This window comes from Urinicoccus timonensis (assembly GCF_900232945.1).
Lineage (GTDB): Bacteria > Bacillota > Clostridia > Tissierellales > Peptoniphilaceae > Urinicoccus > Urinicoccus timonensis.
Genome location: NZ_OCTU01000001.1, coordinates 161,436 through 182,885, shown reverse-complemented (window position 1 = coordinate 182,885; position 21,450 = coordinate 161,436). Strand labels below are relative to the sequence as shown.

Annotated in this window: 21 protein-coding genes; all 21 read right to left on the bottom strand. The window is 30.4% G+C overall.

The genetic code is table 11. The features are described from left to right. Nucleotides 1–187: 187 nt before the first annotated feature. Nucleotides 188–1,153, bottom strand: a complete 966-nt coding sequence (locus CS898_RS00820) for a DNA cytosine methyltransferase (protein ID WP_099207769.1) — start codon at nucleotides 1,151–1,153, stop codon at nucleotides 188–190. Beyond that, the gene (locus CS898_RS00815; protein WP_099207768.1) at nucleotides 1,146–2,867 is read right to left on the bottom strand and encodes a DNA topoisomerase 3; all 1,722 of its coding nucleotides are present in this window, start codon (nucleotides 2,865–2,867) and stop codon (nucleotides 1,146–1,148) included. Before CS898_RS00815 ends, CS898_RS00820 begins: the two co-directional genes overlap by 8 nt. A 92-nt stretch (nucleotides 2,868–2,959) precedes the next feature. Continuing rightward, complete coding sequence (locus tag CS898_RS00810) at nucleotides 2,960–3,943, bottom strand: nucleotidyl transferase AbiEii/AbiGii toxin family protein (protein WP_099207767.1); 984 nt, start codon at nucleotides 3,941–3,943, stop codon at nucleotides 2,960–2,962. Further along, a complete protein-coding gene (locus CS898_RS00805) occupies nucleotides 3,936–4,547 on the bottom strand; it encodes a DUF6088 family protein (protein ID WP_099207766.1) in 612 nt (203 codons plus the stop codon). The genes CS898_RS00810 and CS898_RS00805 overlap by 8 nt, the downstream gene beginning before the upstream one ends. 73 nt (nucleotides 4,548–4,620) lie before the next feature. Continuing rightward, on the bottom strand, nucleotides 4,621–5,484 hold the full coding sequence (locus tag CS898_RS00800) for a CD1107 family mobile element protein (RefSeq protein WP_099207765.1): 864 nt from the start codon (nucleotides 5,482–5,484) through the stop codon (nucleotides 4,621–4,623). A 14-nt stretch (nucleotides 5,485–5,498) separates the two neighbouring features. Beyond that, nucleotides 5,499–7,082 carry a stalk domain-containing protein gene (locus tag CS898_RS00795; RefSeq protein ID WP_099207764.1) on the bottom strand — a complete coding sequence of 528 codons (1,584 nt, stop codon included), beginning with the start codon at nucleotides 7,080–7,082 and terminating at the stop codon, nucleotides 5,499–5,501. Continuing rightward, nucleotides 7,069–7,308: a hypothetical protein gene (locus CS898_RS00790; RefSeq protein WP_002838498.1), complete on the bottom strand. Its 240-nt coding sequence runs from the start codon at nucleotides 7,306–7,308 to the stop codon at nucleotides 7,069–7,071. The genes CS898_RS00795 and CS898_RS00790 overlap by 14 nt, the downstream gene beginning before the upstream one ends. Nucleotides 7,309–7,322: 14 nt before the next feature. Next, the gene (locus CS898_RS00785) at nucleotides 7,323–9,902 is read right to left on the bottom strand and encodes a C40 family peptidase (RefSeq protein ID WP_099207763.1); all 2,580 of its coding nucleotides are present in this window, start codon (nucleotides 9,900–9,902) and stop codon (nucleotides 7,323–7,325) included. Between the two features lie 7 nt (nucleotides 9,903–9,909). Further along, complete coding sequence (locus CS898_RS00780) at nucleotides 9,910–12,333, bottom strand: VirB4-like conjugal transfer ATPase, CD1110 family (protein WP_099207762.1); 2,424 nt, start codon at nucleotides 12,331–12,333, stop codon at nucleotides 9,910–9,912. Next, nucleotides 12,224–12,634 (bottom strand): PrgI family protein, encoded by a 411-nt coding sequence (locus CS898_RS00775; protein WP_099207761.1) that lies wholly within the window; start codon nucleotides 12,632–12,634, stop codon nucleotides 12,224–12,226. The genes CS898_RS00780 and CS898_RS00775 overlap by 110 nt, the downstream gene beginning before the upstream one ends. 1 nt (nucleotide 12,635) lies before the next feature. Next, on the bottom strand, nucleotides 12,636–12,926 hold the full coding sequence (locus tag CS898_RS00770; protein WP_099207760.1) for a hypothetical protein: 291 nt from the start codon (nucleotides 12,924–12,926) through the stop codon (nucleotides 12,636–12,638). A 9-nt stretch (nucleotides 12,927–12,935) separates the two neighbouring features. Continuing rightward, nucleotides 12,936–13,799, bottom strand: coding sequence for a VirB6/TrbL-like conjugal transfer protein, CD1112 family (locus CS898_RS00765; RefSeq protein ID WP_000466914.1), 864 nt, complete (start codon nucleotides 13,797–13,799; stop codon nucleotides 12,936–12,938). A 10-nt stretch (nucleotides 13,800–13,809) separates the two neighbouring features. Continuing rightward, nucleotides 13,810–13,890 carry a Maff2 family mobile element protein gene (locus CS898_RS00760; RefSeq protein ID WP_115354505.1) on the bottom strand — a complete coding sequence of 27 codons (81 nt, stop codon included), beginning with the start codon at nucleotides 13,888–13,890 and terminating at the stop codon, nucleotides 13,810–13,812. Nucleotides 13,891–13,896: 6 nt separating this feature from the next. Further along, nucleotides 13,897–15,543 carry a recombinase family protein gene (locus CS898_RS00755; RefSeq protein ID WP_099207759.1) on the bottom strand — a complete coding sequence of 549 codons (1,647 nt, stop codon included), beginning with the start codon at nucleotides 15,541–15,543 and terminating at the stop codon, nucleotides 13,897–13,899. Nucleotides 15,544–15,546: 3 nt separating this feature from the next. Further along, a complete protein-coding gene (locus CS898_RS00750; RefSeq protein ID WP_099207758.1) occupies nucleotides 15,547–15,771 on the bottom strand; it encodes a hypothetical protein in 225 nt (74 codons plus the stop codon). A 153-nt stretch (nucleotides 15,772–15,924) separates the two neighbouring features. Further along, nucleotides 15,925–16,626, bottom strand: a complete 702-nt coding sequence (locus CS898_RS00745; RefSeq protein ID WP_099207757.1) for a replisome organizer — start codon at nucleotides 16,624–16,626, stop codon at nucleotides 15,925–15,927. An 82-nt stretch (nucleotides 16,627–16,708) separates the two neighbouring features. Beyond that, entirely contained in the window at nucleotides 16,709–17,779 is a 1,071-nt protein-coding gene (locus CS898_RS00740; RefSeq protein WP_099207756.1) for a PDDEXK nuclease domain-containing protein, read from the bottom strand. Between the two features lie 449 nt (nucleotides 17,780–18,228). After that, complete coding sequence (locus tag CS898_RS00730; RefSeq protein ID WP_099207755.1) at nucleotides 18,229–18,750, bottom strand: PcfB family protein; 522 nt, start codon at nucleotides 18,748–18,750, stop codon at nucleotides 18,229–18,231. A gap of 182 nt (nucleotides 18,751–18,932) precedes the next feature. After that, complete coding sequence (locus CS898_RS09865; protein WP_062551877.1) at nucleotides 18,933–19,106, bottom strand: hypothetical protein; 174 nt, start codon at nucleotides 19,104–19,106, stop codon at nucleotides 18,933–18,935. 73 nt (nucleotides 19,107–19,179) lie between these two features. Next, nucleotides 19,180–20,820: a MobQ family relaxase gene (gene mobQ, locus CS898_RS00725; RefSeq protein WP_099207754.1), complete on the bottom strand. Its 1,641-nt coding sequence runs from the start codon at nucleotides 20,818–20,820 to the stop codon at nucleotides 19,180–19,182. A 333-nt stretch (nucleotides 20,821–21,153) separates the two neighbouring features. Continuing rightward, the gene (locus CS898_RS00720) at nucleotides 21,154–21,444 is read right to left on the bottom strand and encodes a DUF3847 domain-containing protein (RefSeq protein ID WP_099207753.1); all 291 of its coding nucleotides are present in this window, start codon (nucleotides 21,442–21,444) and stop codon (nucleotides 21,154–21,156) included. Nucleotides 21,445–21,450: the final 6 nt, after the last annotated feature.

Below are 21,450 nucleotides of genomic sequence, written 5' to 3'. Positions count from 1 at the left end.
TCTACCAAAATATTTCTTCCACATATCAAAGGTCGCACAAGCTCTAGCTTCAGGTTCTCTGTTATATATACTTAATTGGCTAGAAAAATCATATTTCTGATTATTGCCTATAACTTTTAAGAGTTTTAAATATTCTTTTTCATCTTGTAAAACTTCATACTTTATTGCTTCTTGTATATTCTTAAAATCATTTACTTGCATTTCCTACCTCCATTCTATGAATTTCTTTTATAATAGCTATTAAAACATCAACCACAATAGAATTGCCGGCCTGCTTATATAGTTTACTTGAGGTGCAATTTTTTCTTCTTGGATGTACTTCCTCTAGCTTATCAATATCACAGTCATCAAAACCCATGAGTCTTAAACATTCTCTTTCTGTTAAATACCTATACTGACCATTTCCAATATCTATTATTCCAGAATTAGGTACTCTCATTTGTTTTGTAGAAATAGTATAAGAAAAATCTTTAATCACTTTGAGTCGCCCTCTAAAACTGTTATTTATGCCTTTATTTAAAAATTTCAGCATATAAGGTTGGGTCATTGTATAAAGTTCACTTACATTCTTTTCTAAAAAATCACTTAGTGGTCTTGTTTCTTTCTTCTCCAATTTATTAAAAGAAAAGTTATTTGCTCCAAGACATGAAACAACAAATATCCTTTCTCTTTTTTGAGGTATCCCAAAGTCCATTGCATTTAAGATTTCATACTTGCTTTCATATCCTAGGCTCTCTAACTCTTTTAGATAAATAAAAAAGGAGTCCCTCATATTTCTATCAAGGACTCCCTTTACATTTTCCCAAATTATCCATTTAGGTTTTTCTTTCATTTCTTTAATTATTCTAATTGTTTCAAATAGTAAGCTTGATCTAGTTCCTGAATTCTTAACTCCTCCCTGCTTTTTTCCTATTCTTGAAAAGTCTTGGCATGGACTTCCATGCATGATTAAATCTATCTTCTCATTATGAGCTTTATATCCTACTACTGATTTTGGCTTATAATCTTCTCCATAAAGTGCGTTGTATGATTTAACACAAGCCTTATCTATTTCTACATAATCAACTACTTCATAAGGTATCTTTAAATTAATAAAAGCTTTTCTAATAGCACCTATGCCACCGAAAAGCTCTAATATTTTTACCTTATTCATTTAGATTATTCTTGTACCTATCTACAAGCTCCCTTATACTATCTTCTATTTCTCTTAAAAAGTCTTCTTTATCTACTTCTCCAGAGCTAATCTTTGCAAATTTCATTTCCCATTCAGAAGTTGTTTCAGCTGATTTAAACTTATCCTCTACAATCGATACAAGCCTATTGCCTTTTTCTGTTACAAGTAGATTTTTCTTATCTCTTCTTATGAGATCCTTATGGATAAGATTTTCAATAATCCCTGCTCTTGTAGCTGGTGTACCTAAGCCTTTTCTCTCCACTTCTATGTCTTTATCCAAGGATTCTACTCCTGCATTTTCCATAGCTTTTAAAAGTGTATCTTCATTATAATGACCTGGAGCTTTGGTGAATTTCTCTGATATATTTTTAGAAGTTAGCTTAATTTTATCTCCAATCTTTATATCTGGTAATTCATTTTCTTGTTTTTCCTTTCTATAAGCCTTTAGATACTTGGTATAACCTTCATCGATTATAGTCTTGCCACTTGCATTGAAGTTAAATTTATCATATTCATATCTGATTTTTCTACTATATTCCTTTAAGTTATCCGAACATGAAGCAAGTAATTTATCCTTAATTAAATTATAGATTTTACTTTCTTTGTCAGATAAGTCTTTGGCTTTTCCAATACCTGATATAGTAGGAATAATTGCATAGTGGTCTGTAACCTTAGATGAATTAAAAATAGACTTGAAGTTTGACTCATTAACCTTAAAATCTTCTTCAAGTCCTTCTAATAATTCTTTCATAGTATTAACCATATCATCGGTTAAATACCTACTATCTGTTCTTGGATATGTGATTAGCTTTTTTTCATACAGACCTTGTGCCAGGTTTAAAGTGTCATTTGCTGAATATCCAAAATATTTATTTGCTTCTCTTTGTAAGGTAGTGAGATCATAAGGCTTATCTGGTTTTGTGCTTATTTCTTTATCTTCTACCTCTGTAATAACTATTTCATCTTCTAGCAAGTTTGATAGTTGCTCTGCAACTTCAATTCTATCAATCCTATCTGATACAAGTTTCAATCCTCCATAAGATAGATCAACTGTATAATATTTTTGCTTCTTAAATAGATTTATTTCACTATCCCTTTTAGCTATTAAATATAGAGTTGGTGTTTGTACTCTACCAACTGAATATGTTTCCTTGTAAATGCAAGAATAAAGCCTACTTAAATTCATTCCCACTAACCAATCAGCAATTGCTCTTGCACTTGCTGATCTATATAAGTCTTCAAAGTTTTCTCCGTCTTTAAGATTTCTAAAGCCATCTTCAATAGCTTTGTTTTCCATTGAAGATATCCAAAGCCTTTGAATCTTCTTCTTACATTTAGCTTGATTATATACAAGTCTAAAAATAAGCTCTCCTTCTCTACCAGCATCACAAGCATTTATAACTGTGTCGATGTTCTTATCGTTTAAAAGTTTCTTTAAAATTCCATATTGTTTTTTAGTGCTTTTAGATACTTCATAAATATATTCTTCTGGGATTATAGGAAGATTTTCTATTGTCCATTTTTTCCATTTTTCGTCTATCTTATCTGGACTTGCCATTTGAATTAAATGACCTACACACCATGAAACAATGTATCCATTCCCCTCATAATATCCGTTTTTTCTTGTTCTTGCTCCAATTACTTTTGCAATTGTAACTGCTACACTTGGCTTTTCTGCTATTACTAACTTCATTAATACCTCCATAAATAAAAAAAGAGCGAAAGATTTCTCTCTCGCTCAAAATATTTCTCCCGAATATTGTCTTGTTTTCGGGAGAATTCTACTTACTTATTAATTTCTTTTTCTAGTTCTTTAAGAACTTTTATAATCTCTTCAAATGTTGAATATTCTCCATAAATCATTTCTGCCATAGCCTTATAATCTTTTTCTATTTCAGAAAATCGGTACTCTCTTGGAACTAACTTTAAACTTCCAACTAATGCATCTTCATACCTAGCCCACTTCCTTGGGTAGAATTTCATTTTAAATTCAGTCACTTTTTTTAATAAATCTTTATCCTCTAATGCTCTGTTTTTATAATCTGATTTTGCTATTTTATATAAGTCATAAAAGTGTCTTGCATATCTGTGGGGCATAGGAGAAGATTCTGGTCTATTCGCTTCATGATGAAGTATAGTTGCCTTTTCCCAAAAAGTTCTCTCTGCTGATACTGTCCTTATATTGGTTTTTTCTTTAAATACGTTTTGATAGGCTTCTCCAATTATTGGTAATATTTCAACATCAATTGCAGGTGTCCATGCTGCAAGACTTCCTATTTCAAGTCTTATATTTTGTGTCAAATAATTAGATTCAAAGATTTTAGGATATTTACATAGAATTGTTTGTGGATCTATTGTATCTATTGAAAATTCAAAATCAAAATCCTTTAAATCTTCTTCTAAAATTTTTACAAATTCATCTCTTAAAAATTCTTCTGTCTTTTCATTAACTGCTTTGTTGAATTTATCTTGCTTGGTATTTGACCTTTCTATCCATGGTTCTTTTTCTTCATATCCTAATACTCGCCAATCTAAGATTAAATCTATATCTTCAGAAAATCTTTCAATCAGTCCAAAACACTTTGAAAGTGATGTTCCACCTTTAAAGGTGAAGAATTCCTTCCATTTGTTTTCATTAAATAGATAGTCTAAGATAAAAGTAACCCAATAATCTTTTTCAATGACTGCTTCAGATATATTTTTCTTTCTTGCAGTATTGACTATTAAAACTCTTAAGTCTTCTTTGTTTCCTATATAAAACTTATTCATTTTTGCCCTCAGAAATTTCTCTTATTACTTCATATATCCATGATGGAACTGATTTTGACTCATTCATTAAGTCTGTTCTTTCTTTTTCACTTAAGTTTTCTCTTATCTTTTGTATAACTTCGTTGGTTATATTTTCTTTACCTAAAGACTTAATTGCTTGAATAACTGTCGCTGTCTTTAGGGACATATTGGCAATTTCTCCTGGATTTACTTTTTTAAATTCTAAAACCGTATCACCAATTTTATATTCTTTATACCTTCCACTAGATATATATTTGTAGTGAGTTGGTACTTGTGTTGAAATTCCTAATAAGTTTAAGGCTGTGCTACTATATGGTGCAATATTCCAATTGTATTTTCTTGCTATGGCAAGTGCTAACTCGTGAATTGATACTGCTTCGTACTCTCCAATTAATTCGCTGTATCTTGGATTGTAATAAAAGCCATCAATGACACGCTTAATTTTATCTTCATTAACCATTCTATTCAATGTCTTTCTAGCAGTTTCATAAGAAGCAATATCTAAAAAGTCATTAGCAAAAAATACTTTATGTGAGTCAAAATCATTTATTTTATCTGATATTTTTTCTGTATATGAACTCATTACAATCCTCCTTTGTCCCAAATATCATATCATATCTGGGACAAAAGTTCAATTGTGCTTAAATTTAATATCCTTATAATAATAATAGTTCATCGTCTTCATCTAAAGATTCTTCGTGAGTTTCATCATCGTCATCATCTTCTGACTCACTAATATAATCCTCATCATCTTCTTCAAAGTCTTCCAACATTTTATCTTCCTTAGATTTAACTACCTTAAAATAATATCCTGCTCCTATAACTCCTCCAATTACAAGTGCAACAATAAGAAATGAACCTATCCCGCTTTTCTTTTCTTCTTTTACTGGAACAGTCTTAGGTTCTTCTTTTTTTACTTCTTCTTTCTTAGGCTCTTCAACCTTTATGGTATTTTTATCTTCTGATTCAATCATATTAAGTAGGTCTTGCTCTCCTACTTCTGTCAATAGCCTTACATTATCTTGATTTGATGAGTGATCCACTATTAGGTGCATAGTTTTTCCACTTTTGGTTTGAAATGTTAAAAATTGTCTTACATCTACTGGATTTTCTTTATCTTTTTCTGTATCACCACTAGGTGTAATATCTTTTCCATTCCTATCTACATTTTCAATTACTGACCCTCTTGCTTTATTTTCCCCAGTCGCAAGATTATTTACTGCCTTTGTATTACCACCTTTTACAAGTGATGTTTTCTTTGGAATATTACTTGAAGGCTTATTTGCTTCACTTGTATTTCCTGGTATTCTTGGAACATCTTGATAAGGGATTTCTTCTTTTGATGGTGTAAAAACATCATCTTTCAACATTTTTTCAAATTCTTCTTTTTGTGGTTCATAGATTGATTCGTTTTGACTTTCTATTTGCCCTTCATTTGTCATTGCAAATGTAGTTGCTGGTACTGTAAATGTAAAAAGGAGTAACGCTATGGCTACTCCTCGTTTAATGCTCTTATTCATTTTTCTATCCTTTCTTATTTTACATTTTTAAATACATAGACTGCTTTTCTAGCATTGTCCCATTCTATTGTTTGGTTTTTACCATCTTTAATATCCCCATGACTTGCTCCAAAAGCTTTGGCAATGTTTGAAATTGATGCATGAATTCTTCCATTTATAATCACTGGCTTAACATCTGAATTGTAGACTTTTCCATCTGAATCTTTCATGACACCAGTATCAATATTTAGTCTTAATGTCTTTTTAGCTAGGATATTATTCTCTTTATTTGAGAAAATAGCTTCACGAGTAGAGTTGTCATACTCAACATTAAAACCTAAAGTATAAGCAATATATCTTACTGGAATCATAGTTCTTCCTTTATCCACATAAGTCTTTACATCCATATAGACTGTTGTCTTACCATCTTTGTTGATAATGTTATAAAAGTTTTTGTCTACTTGGAAAACTGCAAATTCTTTTTCATCTTTAACTTGTTTTTTGTCCAATTGTTTATCTTGCTCTTTCATCTTGTTAAGATCAAATTGATTTAGGATATTCTTGTCATCAGCTTTCAAAAGTTCGTCCCACTTCTTATCTTGAGATTTCTTATCTTCTTTCTTCTCTTTGTTTTCTTTTTGGAGTTTTAGAAGCTCATCTAATTTCTTAGATAAGTCTTGGTTTAGATTTTTGTCTTTTTCATCTTTAGATTGTTTTTCGAGTTCTTCTTTCGATTTTTTATTTGCTTCCTCGATTAACTTCTTTGCTTCTTCAATTTTCTTATCCAATTCTTCTTTTAGCTTTTTAATTTCTTCTTCAGAAGCTTTTTGTTTTTCTTCTAGTCCTTTAATCTTATCTTCTAATTCTTTTTTTGTATTTTCAGAAGATTCTTTTAAACTATCAATAGCCTTTTGAAGCTCTTCAATTTTCTTAAAGCATTCTGACTTAGAACTTTCTGTTTCTTTCTTTTTAGACTCTAAGTCTTTTATCTTAGTATCTTTTTCATCAAGAGCTTTTTCCAAACCCTTAATTTTATTATCTTTATCTTCAATTTCTTTAGTCTTCTTTGCAAGTTCCCCTTCTAAAGACTCAAGCTTTTCTTGCATTTCTTTGATTTTATTTTCGTTTTTATCGGTCTTTTCTTTCTCAGCTTCTAACTCCCATTTTGTAGATGAATAATCTTCTTTTAGTTTTGCATTTTCATCTTGTAATCTTTTTAATTCATCTTTAAGCAGAGTAATTTCTGCTATTAGTTCATCATTATTAGAATTTTTAAGATCCTCAATTTCTTTATTTAATTGAGCAATCTTATTATCTTTATCTCTAATTTCTTCTTCTAGCTTAGTTTTTTCTTGTTTTAGTTTCTCTCCATTATCTTTGCAAGATTCTAACTTTTCCTTTAATTCATCTATCTTTGATTGGTCTTCTTGTTTCTTATCATTTAAGTCTTTGATCTGATTTTCTAAATCATTAATATTACTTATTGAACTTTCTATCACTTTTTTACTACCATCTGTATCATCAGCTTTAGCTAGTACATTAGTAGTTGAAGTTGATGTTAAAACTAATAAAAGAGCCATAAAAAAGGCTCTTAGTCTGTTCGTATTAAATTTCTTCATTATGAATGTTCTCCTTTTCTTTTAATTTTTCTTCTCTTTTTCTATCATTGATTTTCTCCATTAATTCTTCCAAGCTAATATTGTTCCTCCTAAGAGTTACAATTATTTCTTCATTTTCAACTTGTATTTCTTCATCGCAAATTTCCTTGTATTTTGCATTTAAATCTTTCAATTTCTCTTCTATTTTTTTCTTTTTATTCCTAATACTTACAAGTTTTCTGTTCACATAATATCTCCCTTCTATCTTGGTCTTCCAAAACCATAAAAGTGTGATTTCCAATATTTTGAATTTATTGATGTGTATTGAATTGGATCTCCTGCGTGAATCATCATTCCGTTACCTGCGTATATTCCTACATGAGATATTGGTGTCCCACTGTTATATGTTGAGTGGAAAAATATAATATCTCCAGGTTGAGCTTCACTTGGACTTACTGGATTACAATAGTCTTTGTATATTCTCCATGCAGTTGTTCTTGGCATTCTCTTTACACCAGACTTTGTAAATGACCAACATACAAATCCTGAGCAGTCAAAGTTAGATGGTCCACTTGCTCCAAACACATATCTTTTGCCTATATGTTTTTCTGCTTCATTAAATAAGGCTTTGGCAGTAGCTGAATCAAAAGCAAGACCAGGATTTCCAAAGTTTGGATTATCTACTATTTCTCCTAAGTCCCCATTACCTGATCCAAAAACATCTCCCATATTTCCCTTAGCTTCAAGAAGAGCTTCATAATGAACTACATTGTCTGGATAATCTTTAAATATTTCCCTAACAACTTCATCCATTTCTTTTTTCTTTAAAGTTACAATTAACTTTTTATATTCGTACTCTTCTTTTTCATAGCTAGTATAAGGATTACCACGACTATCATATCTAGTTCTTGCTACTGTTCTTGTTCTAATTTCAATTTCTTCTTTAAAATCAAGTTTATACATCTTATCGAAAAGTTCTTTTAAAATTCCTTTTACTTCAGATGCTGATTTTACTTCTCCACATCTTGAAGTTATATAGGATAAAAGCTCATGGGTATTATGACCAATTTCTCCTTCTTTGTTTATAATATATTCGTCATATCCAGGATGACTTGTTTTTACACTTTCGATTTGTGATTGTAGGTCATACTCCATTGATGAAAATTCTTGATTAACTTCACTTAGAACTGTATCTTGTGATAGATATGTTGTTGTCATTACTGAGTTCACTGAGTTACTCAGTCCACTCATCCCAACACTTCCGCCACCAACCATGATTGATAGCATAAGACCTAGTCCTATTACCACAAATAAAACCATCTTACTTTTTCTTACGATTAGCTCTTTAGAAGCTTTACCTAAACTTAAAATAGCTTTTTTAACTCTATCTACCAGTCTTGTTTCGTGCTTTTTAGCTATCATGCTCTTCATTTGTTTTCTCTGGTAAAACTTCTTAAATCTATTTTTCTTTATATAGGCATCTGACTTTTTTAAATCTTCTAATCCATTTTTAAACTCCAACTTGCTTTTTCTCTTTCTTATTTTCTTATCAAGTTTAGATAGCTTTTTTAAGGACTTTTTCTTTTTGTCTATCTTATACTTCCTTATTCCATGCTGAAGCTTAGAGCTTACATTAGCGGCCTTTTCTCCAGATTCTACACCAGTATTATCAGACCCTGAACTTAAATAATCTCTCACTAGCTCTGAAGACTTAGCTCCAGATAATAAAACCCCAGAAGATAGACTTCCTTTAGTTTTATTCTTTAAAATATTATCCTTTAGCTTGCTTTTAGACTTTTCAAGTTCTCCAATCTTTTTATCTGAGATAAAGTCTTTAACATCTTGTGCCTTCTTAGAATCTTTCGTTGAAACTTTCTTAGATTCATTTTTTAAGTCATCGATTTTCTTACGAGTGAATTTATCACTCTCATAATTTTTTCTCTTGTAGTAAGTCTTCTTTTTATTAACTTTCTTTTGTTCTGAAGGTTTAAGGCTTGTTTCCTTTTCATCTTTTATAAATTCTTGATTATTGTCTTTAAACTCAGGATTATCAAAAGTTTTTTCTGTATCAACTTGGCTTAGCTTACTCTCTTTATCTATTTCTTTAGAAAATTTTTCCCTATCCCTAAACTTCTTTTCTTGATAAAGCTTCTGCTTTTGCTTTTTATCGATATTAGTATTACTTTCGCTCTTACTTACTTCATCTTTAACAAGCTTATCTTTTCTATATACTCTCTTGCTTTTCTTTGCTTCGATAGGTTTATCTTCACTTGTCTGGATTCGCTTAGACTCTTTCTCGTTTATTTTGTCTTGGAATTTATCCTTACTATGGATAAGTTTATCCTCATAATTTTTAAGAACTTGTCTTTTACTTGATACCTTCTTATTGCTTATTGGTTGAGCCTTAGCTGAAATATCATCTGTTGTTAGTTTATTAGAATTAATATTTCTACTGTTTTCACTATCAAAATTTACCTTTTTGAAGTCTACATCTAAGTCTTCATCAAGTTTAAAGCTTTCATCTGTCCTTATTTCAAGATTAGCTTGTTTTGTTTCTTCAGCCTTATCCTTATTTTCTAAAACTTCTTTTCTGATTCTTTCCTTGTTTTTAGACTTCTGAAAATCTTTTAGCTTATTTTGTTTTTGTTCTTTAGATGATACATTCTCATGAATAAGTTTAGATTCTTTTTCTGAAATTTTATTTCCGAACCTATCCTTAGTCTTAATAATCTTATTGGTATAATCATCTGAATGAACAAGTTTACTTTCAAGATTCTTTTCAGGAGCGTCCCTATTTCGTATAATTTTCTTTAGAAAATCTTTTTTTAGTTTTTTATCCATGTTGCACCTACTTAGCTTCTTCCGGTTTAGTTGTCATAAGCTTATATAACATGGTGTCTTTAGGGAATTTATCTATAAATGGAACAATAGTATTTCCAAAAAATAGTAATCCCTCACCTGCATTTGAATTAGTAATATAGTTTAACTGATAAGGCGATATTTTTAATTTCTTAGCAAGAATATCTCTATCTCCAGATGCTTGATTTAACATTAGAACAAAGTCTGTATTGTCAAAGATATTTTCAATTTCTTGACTTGTTAAAAGGTCTTTTACGTTTTGAGTTATACCTGTTGGAATACCGCCCCATTTTCTAAATCTTTTCCAGATTTCTACTGAATATGAAGCAGTTTGTGGGTCTTTTAATAAAAGGTGAAACTCATCTATATAGTATCTTGTAGACTTGCTTCCTCTATTTAGGGAAACCTTGTTCCAAACCTGGTCTTGAATTACAAGCATACCTATTTTTTTAAGTTGTGTTCCTAGCTCTTTTATATCAAAACAGAGCAGTTGCCTATTTAGGTCAACATTTGACCTATTATTAAAGACATTAAGACTTCCCTTAACATAAATTTCCATTTCTGTTGCTAGTTTTCTACCGACTCCCTCTTCTTGAGATAGGAGCATATCGTATAAATCTCCTAATATAGGCATATTTTCTGGTTTTGGGTCTTCAAAATATTTTTGATATATCTTTGGTAAGCACCTGTCTATAACAGATTTTTCTGCAGCAGTAAGACCAGATCCTCCTACTACAAGTTCAAGCATAGACATTATGAAGTTTGCCTTATCCTTTAAAGGTGCGTCCCCATCTCCATAGTTCATATTTATATCTAGTGGATTTAGATAGTCCTTTGACTTTGCTGAAACTTTAATAACTTCTCCATTAAATTGTTTTACAAGGTTTGAATACTCGCCTTCAGGATCACAAATAATTACATCATCATCTGTTACAAGAATTGCATTTTCCATCTCTCTCTTTGCCGAGAAAGATTTACCAGAACCTGGTGTTCCTAATATTAATCCGTTAGGGTTCTTTAGTTTCTTCCTATCTGCCATAATCAAGTTTTGGCTAAGGGCATTTAATCCATAGTACAAAGAATTTGCTGAATCAATAAATAGCTCTTCTGTTGTAAAAGGCATAAATACTGCCGTTGATGATGAAGTTAAAAATCTTTTTATTTCGACTTGATTAACTCCTAAAGGTAAGACAGAAACAAGTCCTTGTTCTTGTTGATGAGATAATCTTTTTACCTGACAATTATGTCTGTTTGCAATTGATGATATTTGAGCAATAGTGTTTTCTAATTTTTGATTAGTCCTAGCAAAATTCATCATTACTATGGTAACTACAAAGAGCCTTTCATCTCTATTCTGTAAGTCAGATAACATGGACTTAACATCAGCCCCAAAAGTATTTATATCTGAAGGAATAATATCCATATCATATCCTGCTCGAACTGCTTTCTTTTGTTCTTCGATTTTCATTCTGTCTAGGTCTGTGTTCTTTCTCTTAATAAGTTTAATAGCTTCTGCTTGTTCAACTACATCTATATGAAAAGCTACATAAATATTGTCATCAATATCTAAAAACTCAGATAACATTCTGTCTGATAACTCACTTGCAAGTATTTGAAAATGACTTACAGCTCCAATGAATTTCCCAAATTTAAAATTATTTGCTGGTGTAAAATTAAAGATATTGGGAGTTATATGTGACTTTGTAGACTCTTTCTTCTTCAAATCTTTATATGAAAAATCAAAGTTTTTGTCTGGATTTAACATATCGTGAACAAGTCTTAACCTTTCTTCTCCATCAAGGCTTTCTGCTCTTACTCCCATAGATTTAAAGTTAGATAAAATATCTACTTCAAGTCTATTTAACTTTGCTCTTGCTTGCTCTAGGTTATCGGCTTCTGTGCTAAAGGTTATATACTTCATCTTTTTAAGTCCGTTATTGCCCTTTGCAAGTTGAAGCTTTAACATCTCCCTAAACTCTTTTCTTACATCGTCATAGAAGTCTCCCTTATCAGCAATTTTAATTGCGTCTTGTAGGTCTTTATTTCTTCCTAATTGATTTACATATGAAAGTTCAATGTGGACACTTGGATCAAAAGAATTTAAAAAGTTGGCAAATTGGTTAAAGATTAAATCTCTATCTTCTTCCAATGCCAACTGGTAATTTATATCTTGAAATGAAATTGTCTTTGAATAATTTTTTTCATCTAACTGGCAAATGCCCTCTGGTAACATTCTTATATATGGAATAGTGTCCTCAACAGTAAATCTCTTTTTCTCTTTCTTTAAAAGTACACTTAGAAGACTATTTGTTGGATCTTTCTTTGTTTTTTGGTTTCTTACTTCCTTTCGGTCTTTTTTTAATTGTTTTTCCCTTAGATTTAAGTCGCTGATTTGCTTTTTTCTTTGCTTCAATGTATGCCTCCTTTCTTATTCTCTTAGTTGGTTGATAAAATTTATGAAGATAGAAAAATTTAAAATATTTTTCAAAAGTTAAGGTGTCTTTTTCATATAAGGTTATAAAAAAGATTGGCAGGGTTACTATTAGCATTACAATAATTGAAACATCATTAGGTAGATATTTCTTCATAAATAAATAGGTTGGTATGCCAATTAGTCCTGCCACAGAAAAACCTATAAGTTGTCTTTTAGTTAAGTTAAAGGCAACCTTTGTTTTAATCTTGTCCAAATCTTTTGGTATTGGTACATATGCCATTTTAATCTCCCTCTACTTCTTCTTTGGCAAGTTCAAGTATATGGTCATAATTAGATGTTGTTTCTTCTTCTAGGTAGCTAATTCTTTCTTCTAATTCTTCTTTTTTTTCTTCATTTCTATCATTGTATGCTCCTTGATACATAACAAATTCATTGTGACATCTTCCGAGTCTATTTATTCTCCTCTTTAAGTTTCTAATCTCTTCATTTCTTTTCTTCTCTTTTAAGAATTCATAAGTTCCTCCCAATAAAATTCCAAGTCCCAATAAAGCACAATTTTTCTTTTTTAACATTTATTCCTCCTAGTGTGTATTCATAATACTTTTTGCAACTGTTCCACTCTTAAACATCATAAGTCCAAGTAGTAGAGCATATCCTAATATACTAAACAAGCTTGCGTGAATATCTGTAATCTGTACCGTTCTTATTAAAACGGTGTAGATACCTAAACATACCATCAAAAACAAACCTTGTAGTCCCAAGGCAAAAAGTCCCTTGATATAATTTGTTCCAATCTGACCCCATTCTTTATTTCCCATAGTCGCAAATGGTATGGATGATACTGATGAGTAGACATATATTTCAAACATACGCCCATATACTATTAAGGTAATAGTTAAAGATATACATTGAATTGCAATCCTTACAAGGCTTGTTTCAACTAATATCATTATTAATGCACCAACATCTTTTTCTTTTAATGTATCAACCATTGCAACTATCTGATCTCCTGAAACAGTGGCAGAAGTAGTGATTACCCCTGCCGCTTTGTTTACAAGATTTTGTGCCACATCAAAGACTGCCATTGAAAATTCAAAGGCATGGCTTGCAAGGTAGACTGCTATAAACATCTTTATAATGTATTTAAAAAACTCAAAAGTATCTGTATCATGCATATTATTCTTTTGCATAACCATATTTATGAGTTCAATACATAAAACTGCTGTTATGATAAGACCTGCTATTGGAACAATCACATTATCATTAATGTTCTTTATGAAGTTATACACTTCTCCATTCCAACCCATTGGTGTCTTCCCAACATCAGTTGCAATAACTCCTACCTTGTCATTTATATCTAAGAACATGGACTCAAGATTTGCTTTGATACCTCCGAGTAGCATATCCTTAAAAAATTCAGTTAGCTTGTCAAAGATACCAAACATAGACTTTCTCCTAATTTAAAGCATTTGCAAGTAGTGGAATTAATTTGATACCGATTAGCACAATTCCTCCACCAGCCATAAGCTGCTTTATGCCTAATTAGAGATTGTAAAATACTTGTAGTGTGTCTGTATTTCCTATGAAATTGTAGTAAATATCAATTGTTTGGGTGATTTCTCCATTCACTACTTCTTTTTCGTGAACATAGATTTTTGAGATGAGTTCGTTTAAGGTTTCTTTGTCCAGCTTCTTTATATCCCTATGTTTTTTTATGAGTTCAATCCATTTTTTAACATTAATATCTTCAAGATTTTCTTTTACAATCAATTTTTGATTATCTTCTATTCTTTGGTTTAGATAATCTTGTTCTTTCTGTGATTTTTCAAGAATTTTTTGGAAGTTACTTTCACTTATCTTATTGTCTAGCCAGTCATCATATAATCTTTCAATCTTTTTAGTTAAGTCTTCTACTCTTATTTGATCTTCGTAAATCTTATCCATAATAAATTTTTGTTCTTCTTCATTATCAATTTCTCGTGATCTTTCAAGTGCTTTTATGATTTCTTTTTCGTCTTTTAATGCTATTTCTGCATTTTTTCTAATATCTTTAAGCACTATCTCATAAAGAGTATCGTAATAAATTCTATGTTGACTACATAATGACTTTCCATATCTTCTATAAGTGTTACAAGTGAGTAACTTTTCTCTTTTTTTCGATTTGTTTCTTCCAAGATTTAAAGATTTTCCACAATCGGGACATTTCACAATGCCTGCAAATATACTTTCTTCTCCATTTTTAAATGGTCTTCTCCTGCTCTTTAATTTTTCATTTGCTATATTATAAATATCTTCAGAAATAATTGGTTCGTGTGTATTTTCTACGATTATCCATTCCTCTTTAGGTTTATCGGATAACCAACCTACTTTGAATTTATAATTAACTTTTTGACTAGCAATATGACCAATATAAACTGGGTTTTCAATAATTTCTTTTAGGGTTGTGCAGTCCCACCAATACTCTCCACCATCTACGGTCATTTCTAACTTAGTTTTTTTATTTCTAAGTCCTTTTTTTCTATTCCACCAGGTAGGTGTAGGTATTTTTTCTTCAAAAAGTCTTCTCCTAATTGCCTGGACTCCATAACCACTAAAAGCAAGATCAAAAATTTTTTCAACAATCCATGAAGTTTCATCATCGATTACTAATTTATGTGGATCATCATTGTCTTTCCTATATCCTATTGGAGCAAGACAACCAATAAATTTTCCTTGCCTTGCCCTTGTCATATAGGCAGATTTCATCTTTTTGGAAACATCTCTTGAATAAAACTCGTTTAAAACATTTTTAAAAGGAACTATTTCATTGTTTTCTTGAAAGGTATCTACTCCATCATTTAAAGCTATATATCTGACATTGTTCTTTGGGAAGAAATTTTCTGTATAGTATCCAGTCTGCAAATAGTTTCTTCCAAGCCTTGATAAGTCCTTAGTGATTACTATATCCACTTTTTTATTTTCAATATCTCTAATTAGTCTTTGAAATGATGGTCTATTTGTATTTAATCCAGTATATCCATCATCTATATATACATCGTAAATACTCCAACCCCTTGATTTTACATAGTTTTCTAAAAGTTCCTTTTGGTTTTTTATGCTGGCACTCTCTCCTTTCTGCTCATCATCTTTAGATAGTCTGCAATAAATTGCAGCTTTGAATGAAAAGTGATTTGAATTTGTTTGTATCATTTCCTATTCCTCCTTGTTTGAGTTTTCAGAAATAACACAACTTTCTCTAAAACTATTTTTATTATAGCACTCTTTTTTATTACTATCAATATTATATTTGTTATACTCAATTTCATTGTCCTTACTTATTTTGCTTGATTTTCTTATTAGTCTTAGAAAAGCGTCTGTGTCTGTTCTTCTATTATCATAATTTCTTTTTACAATGTATTTTGTTTGTCTTTTTGTCATAGCTTATCCTTTCATGCAATAAAAAAAGGCGATTAGATTTTTAATTTTCTAATCGCCTTTTAAGTGTCATATTTACATTTTTATTATCTCTGGCATACTTTTATACCTTTTCATACTTAAAGCCTTTAATAGTGGCTTTCCACCTCTTTTTATCTATAAAGATTCTCCTACGTCATAGTTCATTTTTTTATTTCCACCTTGATGTCTTAGTTTATCTTTATCTTCTTCATACCATTTTAAGATTGTCACATAGTGGTTTTGATAGGTCTTACCACTGCTTTCCATGTATCTGGATAGTTTATTTATCATTATTTCTGCGTGTGAGTTTAATTTTTCTTTAAGGTTTTTATATTCTTCTTCGCTTAACCTTACATTTTTGAATTCTCCATAAAAAATGGGGGTGGACTGTTCTTCTCTCCCCTTATCTATACTAACCTTATCTAATCTACCCTTATCTATACTGGGTTGACCACTTGACAACCTTTGGTTAACCAGATGACAACCAACTTTTTCTTCTGAAATATATGCTCCGTTTTCCGTTTGATAAAGCTGTTGTTTCTGATCGATATACATTGTTGGCTTATATCTGTCTTTTCTAATAAAGTTATTTATCTTCCAATGAGTAATGACAATAATTCCCTGATCAAAGACTATCACAAAGCCTTTGGCAATAAGTATTTTTAGGTCATCTTCATTAGCTCCGATAATTTTGATGATTTTCTTAGGATTATTTACAAAACCATCATCATCTGCCCTCATTGATAAATGAAAATATAGGCATTGACTACTTAGTGGCATATCCAAAAATAAGTCGCTATCCACTATCTTTAGTGAAAACATTCTTTTATCTGCCATGCTCTCCTACCTTTCTTTAAATAAAAAAAGACGATAGTTTTTACTTCTACCGCCTTGTGTACATTTATTATGTTTTTAAAATTTATTTTAGTTCGTTTTCAATTTCTTCTATGGTTGGTAATGCTCCCTTTAACCTTTCAGGAATTAAGTTTTGTAGTTGATATTCTGAAATTCCAATAGGCTCTCTTGAGCTTTCAGAAGCATATTTTGCCAATACATTATCCTTTGTCTTACAGATTAAAAGACCTATTGTTTGATTATCCCCATCTCCCTTTAATATATGGTTTACAGATGTTACATAGGTTCCAAGTTGTCCTATATCCGCTGGTTTAAATGCGGAAATTTTAACCTCCACAACTACATAGCAATGTAGCTTAATGTTGTAGAATAACATATCAATAAATTCTTCGGAATTTCCAACTACAAGTCTATATTCTCTGCCCACGAACGAAAAACCTGTCCCTAGCTCCAATAAGAATTTTTGAATATTATCCATCAAAGCGTCTTTCAATTCTTTTTCATCATAATTTTGCCTTATAGATATAAAGTCAAAATTATACGGATCTCTCGTCATTTCATTGGCTAAATCACTTTGTGTAGCAGGCAAATTATTTTTGAAATTTGTTATTGCTTTTCCTTGTCTCTCAAATAGATCTGTATCCAAGAAATTTAAAAGCACAGCTCTGCTCCAGCTATTTTCTAATGTTTTAGATATAAAGAAAAATGCTTTATTCAAATTTCCCTCACATCTATCCATAATATATCTTTGATGTCCCCATGGGATACTAAAAATCATATTAAAATCTCCGCCGACTTTAGATATTTGTAATTCGTCCACAGCTTGTGGACGATTTAATAGCGAATACATTTGATAAAATTTTTTCATATATTTTAAATTAGTAACAGAAAATCCTTTGACATTGGGAATTTCATTTTTTAAATCCGAACTTAATTTTTTATAGAATCCGCTTCCCCATCTGCTTTCTGCCTTTAAGCTAATAATTTCTTCTCCTAAACTATAATAAAACTTTAGCATTTCAGAATTGACCGAAACTGCTGCTTTAAGTTGCCTGCTTGTATATGATTTTTTTATTTTCTCAAGCATTTTTATATATTCACTATCTCCTATAATAGCTAAATCTTTTTTATCCATTCTCATCACTCCAATCTGATTCTTTTTATTTTATTCTATCTCTTTCACCAATGGTGGGAGTTTTAATCTTTTTATCACAATCAGCTTACGGTAAACAAGCTCATTTTATCATTACACATTTAGTTTAATTAATGTGATTATACCAAAAATGTTAAATCTTTTCTATCTCTCCCTCTCTCTCTTTATCTATCTCTATATCTTTCTCTATCTCTTGTCGGACATGGGTTGGACTCATTAAGGACAATGTCCTCTGTTTATTTTGTCTGTGAAAAATTCTTCTTTTAATTTTATCCAATAATATCTTTTGTTTGTTGTCATATCTGCTCCTTTCTTGATTTTCGATAATCGAAATTCTTGATTTCCGATTTTCGGAATTCTGGACTTCTGCTTTTCGGAAGTCTTGTTATTGTGGTTATTTAAGGGTGTAACTTTTCGTTACTCCCTTAGATTTATCTGGTCATATCTTTTTTGCTTGGTTTTACTTTTTCTTTTACTTTCCTTTTGACTTTTTCTTTTGTCTTATCCTTGTTCTTAGATAGGTCTTTGTATTTCTTTATTTGCTTTAGGATACTTTCTTTTTCTTTTTTATTTTCTTTGGCTATGACTTGTTTAAAGGCATATTCCATTACTTTTATGTCTTTGGCTTGGAAGAATATTTCATAGTTTTGGTTTTCTTTGTTTTTCATTACTGAGAAACTTACTCCAAGTTTGTTTAGTTCTTTTTTTAAGCCTTTGAGGTCGCTTTGATCTATGCTTATATTTTCTAGTTGTCCTTTTTTATATAGGTCTTTTATTTTCATTTCATCGCCCATAAGGCTTTTTAGGTTTCCATTGGCTTTCTCTAAAGTATCATTCATCTTTTTTCTTATTTCTTTGTCTAAGTTGATTGATTCTTTTGCTGCCTTTATTGTGTATGTTATTATGGTTTGTGCAGCTTGACCTGCTTCTTTGCTTATTTCTTCGTTTATCATGTTTTATCTCCTTTGTTTGAATTAAAAAAAGGGAATTATAGGCTTTAATTTTTCTATACTTCCCTTTGATTGTTTTTGTTTAGTTGTTGTTGATGGTGGAACGCTTATTTTGATGTTTTTATATATTTCTTAGGTCTTTGTACCTTTTATTGTTTTTCTGCTCTTATTTTGCTTTTCCACCTTTAGTAGTTTATGTGTGTTCTTTTGTCTGATAGATAGTTTTTCATGTTGGAATATATAATCTGTATTTCTTCATTGCTCATCGCTTTTATTTCTTCTGTGCTTTTATATGTTTTGTATGTTCCATCTTGATCTGCTTTTATGAGTTCGTCTATTAGCTCTTGCCTTTTATTCATCTCTATTACCTCCTAGATCTGCCTTTATTTTCTTGGTCATATTATAGCTTGGATAAGATATTTTTACCAGGTCTTATCTTTCTTGATCCATTTTCTTGTTTTTCATCATTTCTCTGTATTGATTGTCTTTAATAACTTGGTCTTGGAATTTTTTAATCTGTGCTATTACACTTGGTTTTTCACCTTGTTTTATTAGCTTATCTATTTCTATGGATAAGTCTATGCCTAATTCTTTGTTTACAAAATCTACTGAATATTTTATATGATTAATTTCCTGGTATTCATCTTTTATCTTGTCTTTTTCTTTATTTATTTCTTCAAGATTTACCATTAAAAGATTTTTTTCTTCATTCCATTTTTTAGGACTTAGTTTTTCCTTATCTGATAGGAGTTTTTTTAATTTCTCGCTTACTACCTTATATTGGTCTATGTCTTTCTTATGTTTGTTATAGAATGTGTCTTTTGTGAATATATTTTTCTTTTGATATTCTTCATAAACTCCTTTTTTGGCTTTGTATATTTCATAGTATAGAATTTTCTTTTCTACATCTTCCATTTCTTTATGAATTGTCTTTGCTTTTTTATTTAGTTTGTAACTATTGGACTTTAAAGTTTCTATTTTTGTTTGTAACTGACCTATGGTTTCTATGTTATTTTTTCTTAAATAACTATATGCACTCGTTAGCTTTTTAAAGTCATATTTTTCTTTATTAGTTTTTGCATATCCTTTTAGATATTTACTTTTTTCTTTTTGAATTTCTGAATAAGTTAATAGATAATTTGTTAGATTGAAAAGTTTAGGGTTGTCTATTACCTTATCCCTTTCTATATCCTTAAATTTTTCATAAGCAGTAGATAAGTTATCTAATAGATTTCCTATCCAACCCTTTAATGTTTTTATCTCTTCTTTTATTGTTTTCACAAGTTCGTTATATTTTCTTATTTCCCTATTATAGTTTCCCTTGTCAGTTTCTATTCCCTTTCTTTCCATTGCACTTGCTGCTGATCCTAAATGGATTGTCGGTAGATAATCTGAATTTTGTCTTTTAAAACTCCTATGGTCTACTCTTTTTTCTATCTTGTTTTTTGCTAGATATTTATTGCAAAGGTCTGAAAAATTTTCTCTCCATTTTTCTACATTGCCTTTATCGTTCCAGGTTGTTAGTTCTACTTTTCTTGTCTTAGGTTTTCCATTTTTGTTTAAAATCTTTTCTCCTTTTTCATCTAGGATATATTCTTTTTTTGACTTTGCTAAGAACTCTCCTTTTTCGTTTATGGGTCGCATTATGGTCATTATATGACAATGGATATTTCCATTTTTATCTTGACTCTCATCATGAATTGCATAATCTACTATCATTCCTTGTGATGTTAGATTTTCTTTTATAAATCTTTCAACTAGGTTTTTATTTTCACTTAAAGTTAATTCTTTTGGTAGTCCTATTATGAATTGTCTTGCTAGTTGTGCATTAGAATTTTTTTCTGCCATTTCTACTTTATTCCATAGGGTAGACCTATCATTAAATTCTTTCGGTATATGATCAGGCAATATTATATTTTTTACTAATACTTTTTCTTTTCTTGTATAGTCATGGGTTACTCCGTCCCATTCATTTTTTATTTTTTCTCCACTTATATATGCTGCACTTGCTACTGCACTTTTGCCTTTTCCTCTTGATATTATGTTTACTGAAAAATGAAAACTGTCTGCCATTTTTATCACTTCCTTTCTTTTTTTGTTGTTTTAGGTGGAGGCTTAATAGATTTTTATATCCTCGTTGTGAATGAGCGTTTTGAAATGATAGAATAGAAAAAGCCGACTACTGAATTAATTTTTGTTGTTTCAGTATGTCGGCTTAATTGTTTTGTTCATTTCAAATTTTAAAAGTCAAGGGCGAGCGTTAGCGAGTTTATTTACCCTTGACTTTTAAAAAGCGAATGATTGTTGCTCCTTGCAAGGGTTTAGCTCCGCAGGACGCAAGCACCCTTTAGGGTGTATAATTGCGCCCTTAGAAAATCTAAGGGAGATTTGATTATTTTATTTTTCTTAATTTTCTCTCATTATTCTTAGTGTTTCTTTAAATTCTTTTGTCTTTGTTGCTTCTTCTAGTAGGATTTTTATTTCTTCATCTGTTAGTTCTTCTGCATTTTCTATAAGGCTTTCTAAGATTGCTCCTCTTGTTATTAGCCTATGAGTTCTTTCTTTTCTTCTTTTTACTATGTCTTGTTTTAATATCTTATTTTCTTGATTTTTTAGTTGCCTTAATCTTTCTTCTGTATCGTCTATTTTATCTTTTATTTCTTTTGACTCTTGTCTTATTTGCTCTAATTTTTTCATACTAAT